Origin of the sequence: Photobacterium toruni, from assembly GCF_024529955.1 — a bacterium.
Taxonomy (GTDB): Bacteria; Pseudomonadota; Gammaproteobacteria; order Enterobacterales; family Vibrionaceae; genus Photobacterium; species Photobacterium toruni.
Genome location: NZ_AP024855.1, coordinates 623,050 through 640,410, shown reverse-complemented (window position 1 = coordinate 640,410; position 17,361 = coordinate 623,050). Strand labels below are relative to the sequence as shown.

15 protein-coding genes are annotated in these 17,361 nt (G+C 38.8%); 2 read left to right on the top strand and 13 right to left on the bottom strand.

Annotated elements, in window-relative coordinates; all coding sequences use genetic code 11:
* Nucleotides 1-223: 223 nt before the first annotated feature.
* Together OC457_RS17025 and OC457_RS17020 are read right to left on the bottom strand one after the other, a co-directional pair.
* The gene (locus OC457_RS17025; RefSeq protein ID WP_080174617.1) at nt 224-1,555 is read right to left on the bottom strand and encodes a peptidoglycan DD-metalloendopeptidase family protein; all 1,332 of its coding nucleotides are present in this window, start codon (nt 1,553-1,555) and stop codon (nt 224-226) included.
* 294 nt (nt 1,556-1,849) lie between these two features.
* Nucleotides 1,850-2,146, bottom strand: a complete 297-nt coding sequence (locus tag OC457_RS17020; RefSeq protein ID WP_080174616.1) for a hypothetical protein — start codon at nt 2,144-2,146, stop codon at nt 1,850-1,852.
* A 155-nt stretch (nt 2,147-2,301) separates the two neighbouring features.
* On the opposite strand from OC457_RS17020, the gene OC457_RS17015 reads away from it, so the two are divergent.
* Nucleotides 2,302-2,745, top strand: coding sequence for a bifunctional diaminohydroxyphosphoribosylaminopyrimidine deaminase/5-amino-6-(5-phosphoribosylamino)uracil reductase RibD (locus OC457_RS17015; RefSeq protein WP_080174615.1), 444 nt, complete (start codon nt 2,302-2,304; stop codon nt 2,743-2,745).
* A 115-nt stretch (nt 2,746-2,860) separates the two neighbouring features.
* On the opposite strand, the gene OC457_RS17010 is transcribed toward OC457_RS17015, so the two are convergent.
* From OC457_RS17010 to OC457_RS16970, 9 genes are all read right to left on the bottom strand, one after another.
* A complete protein-coding gene (locus OC457_RS17010; protein ID WP_080174614.1) occupies nt 2,861-3,175 on the bottom strand; it encodes a cation diffusion facilitator family transporter in 315 nt (104 codons plus the stop codon).
* Between the two features lie 163 nt (nt 3,176-3,338).
* Nucleotides 3,339-4,619, bottom strand: a complete 1,281-nt coding sequence (locus OC457_RS17005) for a BatD family protein (protein ID WP_080174613.1) — start codon at nt 4,617-4,619, stop codon at nt 3,339-3,341.
* Nucleotides 4,619-6,394, bottom strand: coding sequence for a vWA domain-containing protein (locus tag OC457_RS17000; RefSeq protein WP_080174612.1), 1,776 nt, complete (start codon nt 6,392-6,394; stop codon nt 4,619-4,621). The genes OC457_RS17005 and OC457_RS17000 overlap by 1 nt, the downstream gene beginning before the upstream one ends.
* Entirely contained in the window at nt 6,387-7,442 is a 1,056-nt protein-coding gene (locus OC457_RS16995) for a vWA domain-containing protein (protein ID WP_080174611.1), read from the bottom strand. The genes OC457_RS17000 and OC457_RS16995 overlap by 8 nt, the downstream gene beginning before the upstream one ends.
* The gene (locus OC457_RS16990; protein ID WP_080174610.1) at nt 7,435-7,968 is read right to left on the bottom strand and encodes a DUF4381 domain-containing protein; all 534 of its coding nucleotides are present in this window, start codon (nt 7,966-7,968) and stop codon (nt 7,435-7,437) included. Before OC457_RS16990 ends, OC457_RS16995 begins: the two co-directional genes overlap by 8 nt.
* Nucleotides 7,968-8,927, bottom strand: coding sequence for a DUF58 domain-containing protein (locus tag OC457_RS16985; protein WP_080174609.1), 960 nt, complete (start codon nt 8,925-8,927; stop codon nt 7,968-7,970). The genes OC457_RS16990 and OC457_RS16985 overlap by 1 nt, the downstream gene beginning before the upstream one ends.
* A gap of 5 nt (nt 8,928-8,932) precedes the next feature.
* Nucleotides 8,933-9,913 carry an AAA family ATPase gene (locus tag OC457_RS16980; RefSeq protein ID WP_080174608.1) on the bottom strand — a complete coding sequence of 327 codons (981 nt, stop codon included), beginning with the start codon at nt 9,911-9,913 and terminating at the stop codon, nt 8,933-8,935.
* Between the two features lie 25 nt (nt 9,914-9,938).
* Nucleotides 9,939-11,249 (bottom strand): anaerobic sulfatase maturase, encoded by a 1,311-nt coding sequence (locus tag OC457_RS16975; RefSeq protein WP_080174607.1) that lies wholly within the window; start codon nt 11,247-11,249, stop codon nt 9,939-9,941.
* Nucleotides 11,250-11,334: 85 nt separating this feature from the next.
* Nucleotides 11,335-12,855 (bottom strand): arylsulfatase, encoded by a 1,521-nt coding sequence (locus OC457_RS16970; protein WP_080174606.1) that lies wholly within the window; start codon nt 12,853-12,855, stop codon nt 11,335-11,337.
* 160 nt (nt 12,856-13,015) lie between these two features.
* On the opposite strand from OC457_RS16970, the gene OC457_RS16965 reads away from it, so the two are divergent.
* The gene (locus OC457_RS16965) at nt 13,016-13,861 is read left to right on the top strand and encodes a LysR family transcriptional regulator (RefSeq protein ID WP_080174605.1); all 846 of its coding nucleotides are present in this window, start codon (nt 13,016-13,018) and stop codon (nt 13,859-13,861) included.
* Nucleotides 13,862-13,996: 135 nt separating this feature from the next.
* Here the strand turns inward: OC457_RS16965 and tkt are convergent, their stop codons facing one another.
* Together tkt and tal are read right to left on the bottom strand one after the other, a co-directional pair.
* Nucleotides 13,997-15,991, bottom strand: a complete 1,995-nt coding sequence (tkt, locus tag OC457_RS16960; RefSeq protein WP_262054077.1) for a transketolase — start codon at nt 15,989-15,991, stop codon at nt 13,997-13,999.
* Nucleotides 15,992-16,072: 81 nt separating this feature from the next.
* Nucleotides 16,073-17,023 (bottom strand): transaldolase, encoded by a 951-nt coding sequence (tal, locus tag OC457_RS16955; RefSeq protein ID WP_080174603.1) that lies wholly within the window; start codon nt 17,021-17,023, stop codon nt 16,073-16,075.
* Nucleotides 17,024-17,361: the final 338 nt, after the last annotated feature.

The window sequence follows — 17,361 nt, the reverse complement described above, 5'->3', positions numbered from 1 at the left end:
TATGGGCTATTAGGATATGATGATTAATGTTTTCGCATTGAGATTGCGTTGTAACATCTTGAGAATAATCATTAAGTCCATTTTAAAACAGGAACAATATCACGTTTAATTGATTTTTAAGTAATATAAATGTATCAGAGTGTATCTAAAGTGGAAGGGAAATTGTTGTGGGTATGTTTAATAAAGGCATTACTGTGAGTCAGCAATGCCTTTATAGAGATTATTACGAATCTTTCGGCTCGTTGATAGCGACTTGAATATTACTTTCTTTAGTCGCTAACGGTTGTTGCATTAAACGATTATATTGTGCGACATCAAGTTCAAAGGCTTTCTTTTGTTGATGTGAAACTGATGCTGCTAATGGAATATTCGCCGTTAATGGATTTACAGGTTTACCTCGAACCAATAATTCATAATGAATATGAGGACCAGTAACGCGGCCCGTTCTACCAGATAAAGCAATTTCTTGGCCTCGTTTTACACGTTGACCGACTTTTACCAGAATACGACTATTATGCAGATAGCGGGTACTGTAATTAGCACTGTGCTTGATCACGACATAACGTCCCGCATAAGGGTGATTGATCACTCGTGTTACAACACCATCCCCCGTTGTTAATACTGGTGTGCCTGTTGGTGCTGCAAAATCAACCCCATTATGTGGCTGAACTCGTCCGGTAACCGGATGGCGACGATAAGGATTAAATTGTGAACTAATACGGAATCGTTTTGTGGTTGGATAACGTAAAAATGCTTGTTGTAAACTTTCACCATTTTGGTCATAAAAATTACCATCACTGCTTAAATAAGCCGAGAACTGTTGTTTATTGGTGTATAAGCGTACAGCTTGCAGTTCAGTATCACCACTTGCTTGATTGTTAACATATTTAGCTTTAATAACAACTTCAAAGCGATCACCTGCTTTTACGTCTCGTGTAAAATTTAACTTGTCTTTGAAGATAGCAATAATTTCATTTATTTCACTATAATTGAGACCTGCTTTTTTAGCGGAAAGGCTAAAACTGCCATAAATATTACCGTTGATAACTTTTTCGCGCCATATGCCCGGTAAAGTTATTTCTTTTACATTAAAGTCATTATTTTTCTCACGCGTATAGTTAATCATATGCGCAACATTAAATTGTAGTTGAACTTTATTTAACCGATGATCGCTATCTGTTACCCAAAATCGTAAAATATCATTTGGGCGTAAGTTATCAATTTGTAAGCTATTTAAATCAGCTGCCATGATCTCTTTCACATCAGCTTGCGGTAAGTTTAACTGCGCAAAAATCTCGCTGAGTGTGTCGCCACTTTTAACTTTGTATGAGTAAGTTGGTGGTAGCACAATATCTTTGATAACGGCACTCGGTGTTAGTGTTTTTAATACAACTTGAGGGGTTGTCAATGAAGGTAGTTGTACTTCTTTATGGTGGGTTGAAGATGTAGTGTTAATTGATAATACGGCAGCAGTCGTGATGATTGATAGCCCAAAGAGGCTAATAAGGCGGTAGTTTACAAAATTGGTTAGTACTGTCGTTTTAAACGTAGACATAATGCTCGTCAGTTCTTTTATTTTTAATGAGTGCGTTGCACTTGGTTTATTTGGCGAATAGGTATCAAAACATAGCTTTTCTGAACCTTAAATGAATTAATGCTGTGGACGCTATTTTTTACTTAATTTATCAATAATTACATCTATAAAGTATACAAATAATGAGTATAAGGTATTTTATCTTTCAAATATGCAGAAAAGGCAATTTCGCCCAGTTGATTGATGCAAAATTAGGCTGGGCGAAGATAGTATTTAGGGAAAGATAATATTTTATTATCTTAATAGTTATATTTGTCAGTTATGGCTTTGATAACTACTAGTGTGTTTTTTCTTAGGACGGAGTATGACCTCTTGTTGTTCTAAATGCGGATCTTTATGAGAATTGATCTGTAAATAGTTATTGGTATTGATTGAACTCACTACGTCGGTTTGAATTTTTTCTACGGCCGTTAATTGATGAGTGTGGTCGATATACTCAATCATATGTTGAGTCGTTAACGGTGGCTGCTTGGTGGTAGTTGGCATCGATGCTAATGCTGAGAATGAATGCAGTGTTAGTGATAATGCTAACGTTATTATTAATCGTTTCATGAAAAACCTCATGTTATTCAGAAAAGGTATTTAAACCTACGGCATCTGAATTGAGGGTGAGTTACTGATTCATTTATCATTCATGGCGTCAACATAACGGTTAGCATGATTTAAGTATAGAATAGGCGTTCTGTGATCATTAGAGTGAAGTTGTTATGACAGAATTAGCGCAAGAAATTAGCTTTATGCAACGAGCATTAGCATTATCACATCAAGCATTGCCAGGTTGTCGGCCTAATCCCCCAGTTGGATGCGTGCTAGTGCGAGATGGGAAAATTGTCAGTGAAGGTTTTACACAGTTGCCGGGGTGTCATCATGCAGAAGCGATGGCATTAGCAAATTATGGATTACCACTTAATGATGTGACAGCTTATGTTACTTTAGAACCATGCTCATTTGTTGGTCGTACACCATCTTGTGCGCATACATTAGTTGAAAAGGGAATAATGCGAGTTGTTGTGGCGACTCTTGATCCTGATCCAAGAAATAGTGGTAAAGGCATTGATGTATTAAAACAAGCGGGAATTAAAGTTAGTGTTGGTTTATGTGAGCAAGAGGTATTGGAATTTATATCGCCATACTTATTAAGTAAAATATAAAATTATAATATTACAAAAATAAATAAAAGCCGATTCAAATGGATAATATAATTATTACCACGATTAAATCGGCTTTTAAAATATCACAAATAAAAACGTAAACTTAAATAATTAATTATTTAGTTGAAGTTTTATGATGCTCACGAGATGACTCTTTATGATCATGTTCTTTAGTTTTGTGATGACGGTGTTCGTCATGTTCATGACGGTCGCCATGAGTTTGTTCTGGGTGTTTATGACCTACAGGATCACCACCGTGCTGAGTATGTGGATGGCTTTTTTCATGATCACGTACTTCATGATGGTCACGGTCATGTTTATGTTCTACTTCTTCACCGTAACGATGTTCCATCTTCACATGTTCAGCTTCAGCTGTATGTTGATGACCTTTTTGAGAACCTTGATGTTCTTGGCTATTGTGATGACTCATAATATTAATCCTTCAATAAACAGCGTTAATAATAAGTTGGTGTCTGTCTATGAAATTTAATTTACGCTTATTTTAATTTTGAACAATATACTTTTTTATAATCAAACATTTTATTTTTGATAATTGCTGAATAATAAAAATGGGTATAAGGAATTATAAATATTCATAATGTGTATGTTTGTTCATTTTTTCTTTCTTCCTTTCTCCTTCTAATACTTAGCCATATTCTCCATAAAGATGATTTTTTTAAAGTTGATATTTGTACTTTTTCATTATTTATTTTTGATTTGTTTTTGAGTGCATATTTTATTAATTCTAGCTGTCCCGTTTTATTAAATAATCGGCGATATAAATATAATCTACTTTCTGACCATGAGGATTTATGAACGGATAGGGCGAATAATAACCAATCTGGAAGTGGGTAAGATTGGTAATGGCTTTTTAATTTTTTTATGCATAGATAAATAATCGTCGAGATAAAAAACAAACAAAAAATAATAGACCAATAAGCGGTTAGCCACGAGATTAATGTATGTTTAACTCGTATCGTTTTCCCTTCTAATACTAATTTTTCAGATTGTTGTGTTGTGGTGTTCCAAAATGGAACCGTAACACTTGGCAATATTACTTCCCCACCAGTTTGTAGAATATAAGTTTCAGATTCTTTTCTAAGTGCGGTATGTTCGCCTCTATTGTTGATGTCTTTGAGTTGAATTGGATCGGTATAACGCAGAATGGCTTTATTTCGTGTAGCAGGGAGCAAAGGTGGCAATAGCATTGCTAGAGAATCGGGCACTTTTAATGTGATGGTTCGAGTTATTGCATCACCCACGGTTAATGTTGATGTTTCAATATCCACGTTAGTTTTTTGGGCTGTTGAAGCCTGCCAATCTTGGGTTAGTGCTGCTTCTGGTGCAATAATCCATTCATCTGGATGAGTCATGTTTGCTGTTGGGCGCTGAACTGAAAAACGATGTGGGGAGGTAAATAATACGCCTTGCACATTTTTCCCTGTAGCTACCGAAACGGTAATCTTGATTCCGATAGATGGCACGATAAATTGCCCTGATTGCTGAGCAAAAAGAGGAATCTCCCAACGTTGGTGCGACCAAGTTTGCTCATCTTCCATCTGGCTATAATTGGTTGCTTGTAAATTACGTTGTTGAGCAATAAGGTTTGGGATTGAAATGGTTTCAATTACGGTTCCATCAGTAAACCAACGAGGCGTCGCAATATCAATAGTCAGAATAACAGGTTGGTTAATAGCAATAACGGTTGGTCTTTTCTTATCTAAGTTTGTGCTTTCCGAGCTTAGCCAACTAGTAAGCGTAATTTTATTATTGTTTATCAATTCTTGCATTGTCGGTACTGGTTCTTCTTTGGCATAAAGAGAAAAACTGGTTACGAAAAGCATAAGTAAAAGGGATGCGTGTGCTCGGTGCATTATTCATTTCCTTTTTTAGAAAGCGTTTGTAAGTGGAATTTGTTTTGTAAAAAGTATTTAGGATCAGCTTCTACTCGACGTAACCACTTATCCGCTATTTTCTCATTAGCCAAGATTTGCTCTGCTGAGAGTGTTTGTTTCTTTATTTTTGATTGAAGAACTTGTTCATCGGCACCATCAGCGGTTTGAGGTTCGTTTTCTGGCAGTTCTTGCGATTGTTCAAGTTCACCTGTGTTGGCTTGGCTTTCACTTAAACGGTTAATCTCATCAATCATATTTTGTATCAGATTAAGGTTATGTTTAGCAGGCTTGTTGTTTGGATAGCGCTTCACAATGGAGCTAAGTAAATCCCGAGCAGCAATATACTCTCTCTGTCTGGCAAGTGAATTCGCGGTATTAAATAATAAAACCTCGATGTTCGAATCTTCTCTAGCCTCTTGGTGATTATTTGTTTGCTGGGTATTTTCTAATGCAGTTTGAAGATCAGGGATCCCTGCCATAAATGCGGCATAAGCTTGTTGATATTCTGCCGCATAATAAAATGCGACGCCTTTATGTAATGGGTCTTGATAATGCTGTGCTGCTTTAGCGTAGTTATTTTTATTGAAATACCATTGACCTTGTTGGTCTGGGGTTAACCATAAATCCATCCACCATTGTGTGGTCTTTTCCCATAAGTTCAATGTTGTTACTTGTTGTGAAGGGCTGCTTGTAGATTTACTAGACACCATTTTTGCCATACTCATTGGTGAATAAAGACTAATACTGCTGACTAATACAAAAGCCATACACCATTGAACTAACCATCCACGTCTAAACCATAACGACATTAACAACAGAACGGGAATGAGCAGGTAATAACCAAGATCTTCCCACGGCATTACAGAGTTATTACTTAACTGCATATGACGTTTTATTTGATTATTTAGCCAAGTCACATCGCTGTTATCAATGCTCAATTGAGTGATTTTTCCATGGCTCAATCGACTTAACTCGTTAAGAGAGTCAATATTGAGGGGGAAATTACTTGGTCTATTGGTGTCACCTACCGCAAGAATGAGCAGTTGATTAGAAGAATGAGTAAAATAGTCTTTGAACCCTTGATTATCTTTTGTTGTTACGCTATCGGTTATTAATATAACGGTGCCAGAAGTATTGGATTGGGAAGAAGATAATTGCTTCAATTGTTGCTTTATTAATGGCAGTGTTTTGTATGCGGATTTTCCTTCAATTGGCATTATTTCAGGACTTATCGCAGCAAGATAAGGCACAAAAACAGCAGAATCCTGCGTTAATGGCATCGCAAGGTGTGCGGTGCCTGAATAGACGATTAGGCCTGTTTTTCCGCCTTCTCGTAGGGTTAATAAATCCTGTATTTTTTGTTTTGCTCTTGATAAACGGCTTGGTACAACATCTTTTTCAAGCATTGAAGTGCTAGCATCTAAAACAATCAATAAAGGCGCTTTATCTTCACCAAATGGAGACGGTTCTTTTTGCCATGTAGGACCCGCACAAATAATAATAGTAAAGCTCATAACAACGGTTAATAGTTTTAGAGGTAGCTGTTTTTTCCAACCGTCATCACCGATTAATAATGCGTTTTGCAAATGTGGTGGCAGTTGATTCTGTCGGCTACTTAATGTGTCTTGTCGCCATTTTAGGTAAATAATTACAGCTAATGGCAACAATGACACTAGCCATAATGGGCGAATGAAATGAAATTGAGTGATTATTTGGCTGAGCAAAGGCCAACGGGTTAATTGCAGATCAAGCATGGCGATCTCCTTTGGATTGAACGTGAGTTTGCCATGTGCGTTTACACGATATAAATCCAAAGAAGAACAGGTGCAATAACAAGAGCAACATCATAGGATATTGATGAATACTTTGTTTGGGTCTGTAAGTTGTACTTTGATAAAGCTGAGGCTCTAATTTACCAATTTCACGGTATGCGTTGATTAATTCATCTTTGTTCAGTGCCTGAAATGCCTGACCGCCAGATGCATTAGCAACAGTATTAATAGTATCCATATCAAGGGCTTGCTCTCCTATAGTTTGTGGGTCTCCAACAGCTACCATATGAAGTCGAACGCCTTTTGCTTTTGCAACTTTTGCTGCATCAAGTGGAGGAACGTAACTGTCTGTATCATTACCATCGGTGAGGATGATCGCAACTTTCTCACGAGGTGCGTTGTGTATAAGTTGTTGTGGGATATCACTGTCTTCAAAGCGCTTTATGGTTAAGCCAATCGCATCACCAAGGTGAGTACTTTGACCTGCCATTTCTACACGGGTTTGATTAAGTAAATCGAGCCAAACATCGTGATCGGCGGTAAATGGTGTTTGCACAAAAGCAGCATCACCAAACAGAATTAAACCAAGGCGATCACCTTTACGTGTTTCTGCGAATTCAGTTAGAACTTCTTTCACGGCATCCAGTCTGCTGATCTTTTTGCCATTTTTTGAAGTGAAGTCTTTTTCTGCCATTGAGCCTGATAAATCGACCACGACCATGACATCTCGTCCAATTTGCTCGCGTGTTTGAGGTGCACCTAATAGTGTTGGTTTGGTTAATGCGATTAGGATGAGTAACCATGAGAGAATTAATAGTCCTCGTTGCCACTTTGTTGGTGTTAGACGACTTGCTCCATCAGAGATTGGAATGTTGAGAGCATCAATCAATACCGGAAAGAAAGGGACTTTAATAGCTTGTTGCTTTGTTCTATAAGACGGTGCAATACGTGAAATCAATAAAGGGAGTGGTAATAGCCATAACCACATTGGATACACTAATTCGATATTAGAAAGTGAAACATTAATCATGATTTTTCACTCCATCATTATTTTGAGTGTTGTTAACCACTGAATGGTGACTAATCCAGTCTTTAAATTGATTAATTAGAACAATAACTTGCTCAGGGACGAGGGTGCATTCCGCTTCTGGTTGCCAGATCTCGTTAAAAGCGCGTTTGGTTAATACGGAATGAAAATGAATGCAGTTATTGGTTTTTGTTGATATTAAGAACAGTAATAAGTCGTCTCCTGATTTTGAGGCATTCTTAGGGTCTAAATAAATAGCCACTGATTTTATTAAATAAAACAGTTCACATATTGCTTGATAGGGTCGTTCGCTATTGATGACATCAAGTGCTTGAAGGGCTTGTCGACGATAACGGTTGGCGTGGTAGTGCTTTACTGCACGATAAATTAAAAATATGGTTAGTGCCGCTAATAAGAAAAAGAGTATTTTCCAACCCATTGTTTGAGGTTGCCATGAAATCGAATTTGGTACGGATATATCAATGAGTCCTTTTAAAACATAAGAACTTGGGGGAGTATGAGTTGTCATTATTTACTTCTCAACAAGTGACAAAACTGAGCAATGTGAGTTCCAGAAGTGGAAACATCCATAAAAGGTAACCCTTTCATCGCCATTAAATGACGTAACGTATCGCAACGTTTTTGGTTATGGTTCTCAAGGCTTTGGTTTACTTTTACGCCGTCTCTTTTTTTGTCTAAATTGATTTGATGTGTCCCATTACTCAGCACCCATTTTGATGTTGAGCTGACATCTAATGATTTTTCCATCGGATCACTGATTAAAATGCTTAATACATCATTATTTTTCTGAAGATGTTTCAGTAATAAGGTGTCTTTTTCACTCATGCTCATCCAATCGCTAAAGATAATAATGACGCTGTCTTTGAGCTTTCTTCGATTAAGATCATGAAGGGCATCAGATAAAGAAATAGGGTGGGGATGATTTGTTTCTGCGCTTAATTGCTGGTTAGCGAAAGCGAGCTGTTTGAGATAATGTAATATATCAGCTTGACTGCGTTTTGGTGACATCCATTGTGTATTGTCGTCTTTAATTAGAAACAGTCCCACACGATCACTTTCTTTAATTACACGCCATGCACATAAGCTCGCAAGCTCTGCTGCAACAACAGATTTCATGGTATTAACGGAAGAGAAAAACATGGTTGAACGCTGATCAACACAAAGAACAATATTGTGATCTTTTTCTTCTGTATACGATCTTACATGAGGCTTACCTGTTCTTAAGGTGACCTTCCAATCGAGGTTGCGAATATCATCACCGATGTGATAATGGCGCAGTTCTTCAAAGTTTAACCCTCTACCCCGATAGCCAGATAAGTGACGACCAGAGAGTAAACGGCTGGTTTTTAAATGAGGAAATAACGAGAATCCATTGATATGAGCTTGCAGTTTAACAAGCTGAGAGTGTTCGCAATGGATCCTAGGATCTATAGTTTTATTTAATGAGTTTTTTTTTATTAAATCCATCAGGATTAACCAATAGCAACGGTGTTTAAGAGTATTGCCACAATATCTTGTGTGGATATTCCATCTGCTAGAGCGTCATAGCTTAAGCTAATACGGTGGCCTAACACAGAATGAGCAACCGCTCTAATATCATCGGGAAGTACATGTTCTCTGTTTTCTAACCAAGCGTGGGCACGAGCGCATTTGTCTAATGCGATAGAAGCTCGAGGGCTAGCGCCAACGTCTATCCATTGTGATAATTGAGTCTGTGGATAACGTTCGGGGTGACGAGTTGCCATGACTAAAGCGACGATATAGTTTTCTGCAATGTCAGTAACATGTATCAAAGGCAGCTCTTTTCGTCCTTCTAAAATAGCTCTTGGATCAATCGTTACGGTTTCTTTTTGTAATTGATTTGCTTGCTCGCTTTCTTCATAGCGAACTAAACGAATGATTTCTTTTTCGGCTTCATCATCGGGATAACTTACACTTACTTTCATCATAAAGCGGTCCATTTGTGCTTCTGGTAATGGGTAAGTTCCTTCTTGCTCTACTGAGTTTTGTGTTGCGAGTACCATAAAGAGTTCAGGCAAGGTATGGGTGGTATCACTGACTGTGATAGTGCCTTCAGCCATGGCTTCGAGTAATGCTGCTTGTACCTTTGCTGGAGCACGGTTTATTTCATCGGCCAAAACGATGCTGTTAAAAATAGGACCAGCTTGAAAATGCAATTGAGGTTTGCCATTTATCTCTTGATAAACCTCAGTACCCGTTACATCAGAAGGCAGTAAATCTGGAGTAAATTGAATTCGACCAAACGACGCATTTAATGCATTCGCTAGCGTTTTAATTGAACGTGTTTTTGCCGTTCCTGGTAAGCCTTCAAGTAGGACATGACCATTGGTTAATAAACCGATAATCAGAGATTTAACGACATGAGGTTGGCCAACAACCGATTGGTTTACATGATTAATTAATTTGGCAACCGCATCTTGGGCTTTGTGCATAGTGACTCCAGAAGTATTCATATATTTATTGGTTAAGTGTGTCTTGCTGTTTTTTTAATAAAACAGATAATCCGGTAAGCATAGGGAGGCTTTCATCGAAGAAGGCGCGAATGCCACAGCACAAATAGTTCAATCCAAGTTCACCATCTGGAGATTTTATTAGTCGGTTTTTAGGACACTCTCCCCAACATAAATTTAAGTATGGGCAGGCTTTGCAGTAAGCAGGAAGACTGTCTCTTTTCGCCATTCCAAAACCATGTTGTCGGATTGAAAAAGCAAATTCGTTTAAGCCACGTTCGTTAATATTGCCTAACTTGTATTCAGGGTAGACGTAGTGATCACAGCTAAATACATCACCATTGTGCTCCATTGCTAGGCCTTTACCGCAGAACTCGGCAGTCACACACAGTTGAGATTCTTTACCCATTACTTGAGCAACTGCGGTTTCAAATAGGTTTACTAATACACGCCCTAAGTCGTTGTTTACCCATTCAATGAATACTGTATTTAAAAAGTAGCCCCAGTCATCTGGATCGACAGACCAATCAGTGACGATTGACATTGGGTGTCCGGGTTTAGCTAGCTCACTCCCTTTGTTGGGTATCATTGATTCGTTCCAAAACTGAGGGGCAGTAGTGGCAAAATCTTTGGCTTCAACACAAGGCGTGAATTGAATGTAAGTGGCACCAAGCTCTTTTGTTAAGAATCGATAAACCTCGAGTGGGTGTTTTACGTTATGGCGATTGACGACAACAAGAGCATTAAAAGGAACTTGATAATTTTGCAGGCGCTCAACCGCTGCCATTACTAAATGAAAAGTAGGTTTACCGCTACGAGTCACGCGATACTTATCGTGCAGATCTCTTGGCCCATCAATCGATAAACCAACAAGAAATCCATTATCTTTTAAAAATTGGCACCACTCGTCATTCAATAAAATGCCATTGGTTTGTAAATCGTTTTCAATTTTTACGCCTTTTGGGCAGTGCTTTTGTTGCAGTTGAACGACTTTTCTGAAGTAATCGACACCCAATAAGGTTGGTTCTCCTCCTTGCCATGAAAATATAATCTCGTTGCCATCTTGACTCTCAATATAACTTTTTATAAAGGCTTCTAAGGTTGCATCATCCATTACGGGTTGCTTTGGTTGGTGAAGCAACTCATCCTTATGAAGGTAAAAGCAATATTGGCAATCAAGGTTACATTTTGAACCGCCAGGTTTAGACATTACATGAAAGCGACGTTGATATGCAGGCACCTCACTGTGATCTTTTTCTGCTGTTTTTAGTGGAATAACATCTAACTGTGTTGTTTCTTTCATTGAGTTTTTTTTCATATGGGAAGCCATAATTTGATAAATTTTAAAGGAAATAATAGGGATATCAGAAAGTGATATCCCTATAGGTTAACCAGTGAGAGTGTTATTTCACTTCAACAACAAATGCAGGTGGATCTTGACGCACAGGGAAGTCTTTAAATGTATTCAACATTTTTTGACCTTGAGGTAGAGCCACACCAGTGATTAGGAACTGACGGTCGTAGAACCAAGGACCATAGAACATACTTGTATCGCCGCGTTCGTATGGATCCATTTTCAAATCAAACAATTTTGGTGTGCGTAACATAGTGAATGGACGTTCCCACATTTCCCAGCCAGTCTCGTGCTCTTGGATTGCAAAGTGGAACTTCCAACGCTCATAACGCATTGCAAGTAAGTCGCCATTATCACTCCAGTAGAAGAAGTCTTTACGAGCACTAGGGCCTTTTCCTGTAAGAACTGCTGTTTGATCATAACCATCTAAATGAACTTTATAAGATTTCCCTTGAGCTTTAGTGCCTTCAAGTAAATCTTGTTTTACGTGGTTATTACCGGCTGCGGTAAGAAGTGTTGGGAACCAATCTTCGTGAGAAAAGATGCCATTGATTACCGTTCCAGGTTTGATATGACCAGGCCATTTAACCATTGCTGGCACACGGAATCCGCCTTCCCAACCTGTATTTTTCTCACTACGGAATGGCGTCATACCCGCATCTGGCCATGTATTAATCATTGGGCCATTATCTGTGGTATATACGACAATCGTGTTGTCATCTATTTTTAATTTTTTTATTTCAGCAAGGATTTCACCAACCATGTTGTCGTGTTCAACCATGCCGTCAGCATAATCCCCTAAGCCTGTTTTCTTTTGAGATTTAGGGTCTAAATGTGTGCGGTTATGCATACGAGTTGTATTGATCCAAGTGAAGAAAGGTTTGTCTGCTTTCACTTGCTTTTCCATGAAATCGAAGGCAGCTCCAACGAACTCTTGGTCAACTGTTTCCATACGTTTTTTGGTTAATGGACCTGTATCTTGAATTTTTCCATCAGCGCTTGATTTAATCACTCCGCGAGGGCCAAAGTTTTTACGGAATTCAGGATCTTTAGGGTAGTCAATATTCTCTGGTTGCTCTTCTGCGTTAAGGTGGTAAAGGTTACCGAAGAACTCATCAAAGCCATGATTAGTTGGCAAGAATTCGTCTTTATCACCTAAATGGTTTTTACCAAATTGACCAGTAGCGTAACCGAGTGTTTTTAGCATGGTTGCCATTGTTGGATCTTTTTCACTGATACCAAATGGAGAACCAGGGATCCCTACTTTTGATAGGCCAGTACGTTTTGGCATTTGCCCTGTGATGAAGGCAGAACGACCTGCTGTTGAGCTTTGTTGACCGTAGTAGTCAGTAAACTTTGCACCTTCATTAGCAATACTGTCGATATTTGGTGTTGTATAACCCATCATACCGTCAGTATATGTACTTAGATTTGAGATACCGATGTCATCACCAAAGATAACAACAATATTAGGTTGGTCGGCTGCGTGAGCAACTGCTGAAGCTGCGCCAAGTGCAAGAGTGCAAGCATTTAGCATAAATTTCTTGGTATCTATTTTGTTTGAAATCATAAAATATCCGTAGGGTAGGGAGTCTTTGATCTTTTAAATAACTCAGTGCACAATAAATATAACAGTGGTTAAGTTTTGATAAATAAGCTCAAACAACAGCATTACCAAAGTTTCATTTATGAATGGTGGTTGTTTCGTGGGAATTTAAAAGGAAGTAAAAATGGATTTAAATTTGATTCGTACATTTATGGCAGTATATCAATGCCAATCTTACACAAAAGCGGCGGAATCACTTGAACTTACTCAGCCCGCTGTTAGTGCCGCAATTAAACGGTTAGAGATAGAGATTGAGAAACAATTATTTATTAAAAAAGGACGAGGAATTAAAGCAACCTCAAAAGCCGATACTTTAGCTCGTCGATTCCAACTTGCGTTAGATACTATTGAAAGTGCGGTTAATGATAAAAATACATTATCTGTTTATTGTGCAGAAATTATTCTGCATTCTCTTATCGGTTTAGAATCAATTGATTTTGTAGAATCACCTTGTAGCCAAGCAACGATTTTTCAGCATTTAAGAGAACAGAAAGTTGATCTAGTATTAGATACAGTAACACTAAAAGATCCGTCATTTATGATAGAAGAAGTGTATACCGAGCCTGCAGTAGTTGTTTGTTCAAAATATCATCCTCGCATTCAAAATGAATTAACAAAAGAAATATATTATCGTGAATCACACCTATTATATTCAGGACGTTGGCAGGGGTTAAATGGATTTGAGCAAATGGCGGAAGAGCCGATTGAAGAGAGGAAGATAACCTTAATTGCATCTTCTATTGCTAGTGTTGCGTTGTTCGCTTCCAATAGTGAAAGCTTAGGGCTTATTTCATATTCTTTTGCTAAAAGGTGGGAGAGAAAATTAGATCTTGCAATTTATCCATGCCCTATAAAATTAAAAAATATTGAGTACAAATTTATTTACCATAAACGCTATCTTAATGATCCTCAACATAAAAAAATTAGGGATGAAATTAAATGTAGAATTGCAAGCTTTTACATTGATTAAGATGTTAATTACTTATTATTGAATAAATAAATATTGAATAAATAAAATACTCATAAAAAATGGCCTAACCTTCGTTAGACCATTTTTAGATTTGTTATTTAAGAACAATAAATACGGTTCTTATTAACGATTAACTTATGCTAATAGTTCTTTAGCATTGTTAACGATGTTTTCAACAGTAAAGCCGAATATTTTAAATAGCTCTTCAGCAGGTGCTGATTCGCCAAATGTTGTCATACCGATGATGCGACCGTTAAGACCTACATACTTGTACCAGAAATCAGCAATACCCGCTTCGATAGCGATACGTGCTGTAACATCTGCTGGTAAAACACTTTCACGGTAAGCGACATCTTGCTTATCGAACAAGTCAGTAGCAGGCATAGAAACTAGACGTACTTGACGACCAGCTGCTGTTAGTTCGGCGTATGCTTCTGCTGCGATACCCACTTCAGAACCGGTAGCGATCAAGATTAGCTCTGGCTTACCAGCACAATCTTTAAGAATGTAACCACCCTTAACGATGTTAGCTACTTGCTCTGCAGTACGATCTTGTTGAGTTAGGTTTTGACGAGAGAAGATTAAAGATGTTGGACCATCTTTACGCTCAATCGCGTATTTCCAAGAAACAGCAGATTCAACTTGGTCACATGGACGCCATGTGCTCATGTTTGGTGTTAGACGTAGCGATGATACTTGCTCAACTGGTTGGTGAGTTGGACCATCTTCGCCTAGGCCGATTGAATCGTGTGTGTACACTTGAATGTTCTGAACTTTCATCAGAGCAGCCATGCGTAGTGCGTTACGTGCGTATTCCATAAACATTAGGAATGTTGCGCCGTAAGGAACGAAACCACCGTGTAGTGCCATACCGTTGATGATTGCAGTCATACCAAATTCACGAACACCGTAGTGAATGTAGTTGCCTGAAGCATCTGTTGGTGTGATTGACTTAGAACCAGACCACATGGTTAGGTTTGAAGGCGCTAGGTCAGCAGAACCGCCCATGAATTCAGGTAATAGTTTACCAAATGCTTCAAGTGCGTTTTGAGAGGCTTTACGTGATGCAATGTTAGCTGGGTTTGCTTGCAGATCAGCAATAACTTTGCTTGTTTCAGCTTCCCAGTTAGCAGGTAAATCACCGTTCATACGACGAGTAAATTCAGCCGCTAGTTCAGGGAATGCTGCAGTGTATGCTGCAAACTTCTCGTTCCAAGATGCTTGCTTCGCTTGACCTGCTTCTTTTGCATCCCACTCAGCGTAGATGTCTGCTGGGATTTCAAATGGACCGTGGTTCCAACCAAGGAATTCACGTGCTGCTTTGATTTCTTCAGCGCCTAGTGGAGCACCGTGACAGTCGTGAGAACCCGCTTTGTTTGGTGAACCAAAGCCGATGATTGTTTTACAACAGATCAAAGTAGGCTTAGCTGTTTCAGCTTTTGCTTCTTCAATAGCGGCATTGATTGCTGCTGCATCGTGGCCATCAACGCTACGAATTACGTGCCAGCCGTAAGCTTCAAAACGCTTAGCTGTATCGTCAGCGAACCAACCTTCAACTTCGCCATCGATAGAGATACCGTTGTCATCCCAGAAAGCAACTAGCTTACCAAGACCTAGCGTACCTGCTAGAGAACATGCTTCGTGAGAGATACCTTCCATCATACAACCGTCGCCCATGAAAGCGTAAGTGTTGTGGTTGACGATATCATGACCTTCACGGTTGAATTGTGCAGCCATTGCTTTTTCAGCAAGTGCCATACCAACAGCGTTAGTAATACCTTGGCCTAGAGGACCTGTGGTTGTTTCAACGCCTGGTGCGTAACCGTATTCTGGGTGACCAGGTGTTTTTGAATGCAGTTGACGGAAGTTTTTAAGATCGTCAATTGATAGGTCATAACCTGTTAGGTGAAGTAGAGAGTAAATAAGCATAGAACCGTGGCCGTTTGATAATACAAAACGGTCGCGATCAGCCCATTTAGGATCTTGTGGGTTATGGTCCATATGACCACGCCAAAGAACTTCTGCGATATCAGCCATACCCATAGGTGCGCCTGGGTGACCTGAATTTGCTTGTTGTACACCGTCCATGCTTAGAGCACGAATAGCGTTAGCTAACATTTTATGTTCCATAGTGTTTCCACCAAAATATTAAGTAAATTTTAAATTAAGAAAGCGGCTCTAGGAGCCGCTTTCTGAAATAGTGCTTAGTAATTAAAGACGATCTGCGATCATAGTCTCTAGTTTACCTTGGTCTACTGCGAAGTTACGAATACCTTCAGCTAGTTTCTCAACAGCCATTGCTTCTTGGTTGTGATCCCATAGGAATTCAGCGTGAGTCATTGCAGCTGGACGTGCTTTTTGCTCAGTTGCTGGAAGCAGTTTCTGCTCAACAACACCTGTTGCATCTTCAAGTTCTTGAAGAAGTTGTGGGCTGATAGTTAGACGGTCACAACCTGCTAGCTCTAGGATCTCACCAATGCTACGGAAGCTTGCGCCCATAACTACTGTATTGTAACCGTGTTCTTTGTAGTAGTTGTAGATATTAGTTACAGAGATAACGCCTGGATCTTCTTGCGCTTCAAAGCTACGACCTTCTTTCGCTTTGTACCAATCCATAATACGACCAACGAATGGTGAAATTAGGAATACGCCAGCTTCAGCACATGCACGTGCTTGAGCGAAAGAGAATAGAAGAGTTAAGTTACAGTTGATGCCTTCTTTTTCAAGAATCTCAGCTGCACGAATACCTTCCCAAGTAGACGCAAGTTTGATCAGAATACGATCGTTGCTGATGCCAGCATCGTTGTAAAGTTTGATTAGGTGACGAGCTTTAATTACGCTGCCTTCAGTATCGAAAGAAAGACGTGCGTCAACTTCAGTTGAGATACGACCAGGAACAACGTTTAGGATTTCTTTACCAATGTTTACTGCAAGCATGTCGCAAGTATCTTGGATTTGCTGTGCCTTGTCATTGCTTTGTGCTTTTGCATAAGCAATAGATTGGTCAATTAAAGGTGCGTACTCAGCAATTTGTGCTGCTTTTAAGATCAATGATGGATTTGTTGTCGCATCTTCAGGCTGGTATTTGCTGATATCTTTGATATCACCAGTGTCAGCAACAACAGTAGTTAGTGCGCGTAGTTGTTCTAATTTTGTGCTCATATCTATCGACCTTATGTATAGGGCTTATGTCATGATGGCATTAGTTATAGCCTTAAATGTCATCATGTTCAAAAGAATTAATACTTACTCTAAGCACATCAATGATGATCATTAATCCACGAAGTGAACATATGGACTGCGCTGGAGCATTTGATGGATTGATAATTGTCTTTTTCGGCTTTGTTGTCAATTCAAAATAGGAATAAATCATATTCAGATCGCAATAAAAGCCATTAAAAATTATATTTATGCTTTTGTTAGAAGTAAAAAGTATTTTTTTATTTTTTATAGCGTGAGCATTTGATCTTATATTTGAACATTTGTATTGTTTGATGATG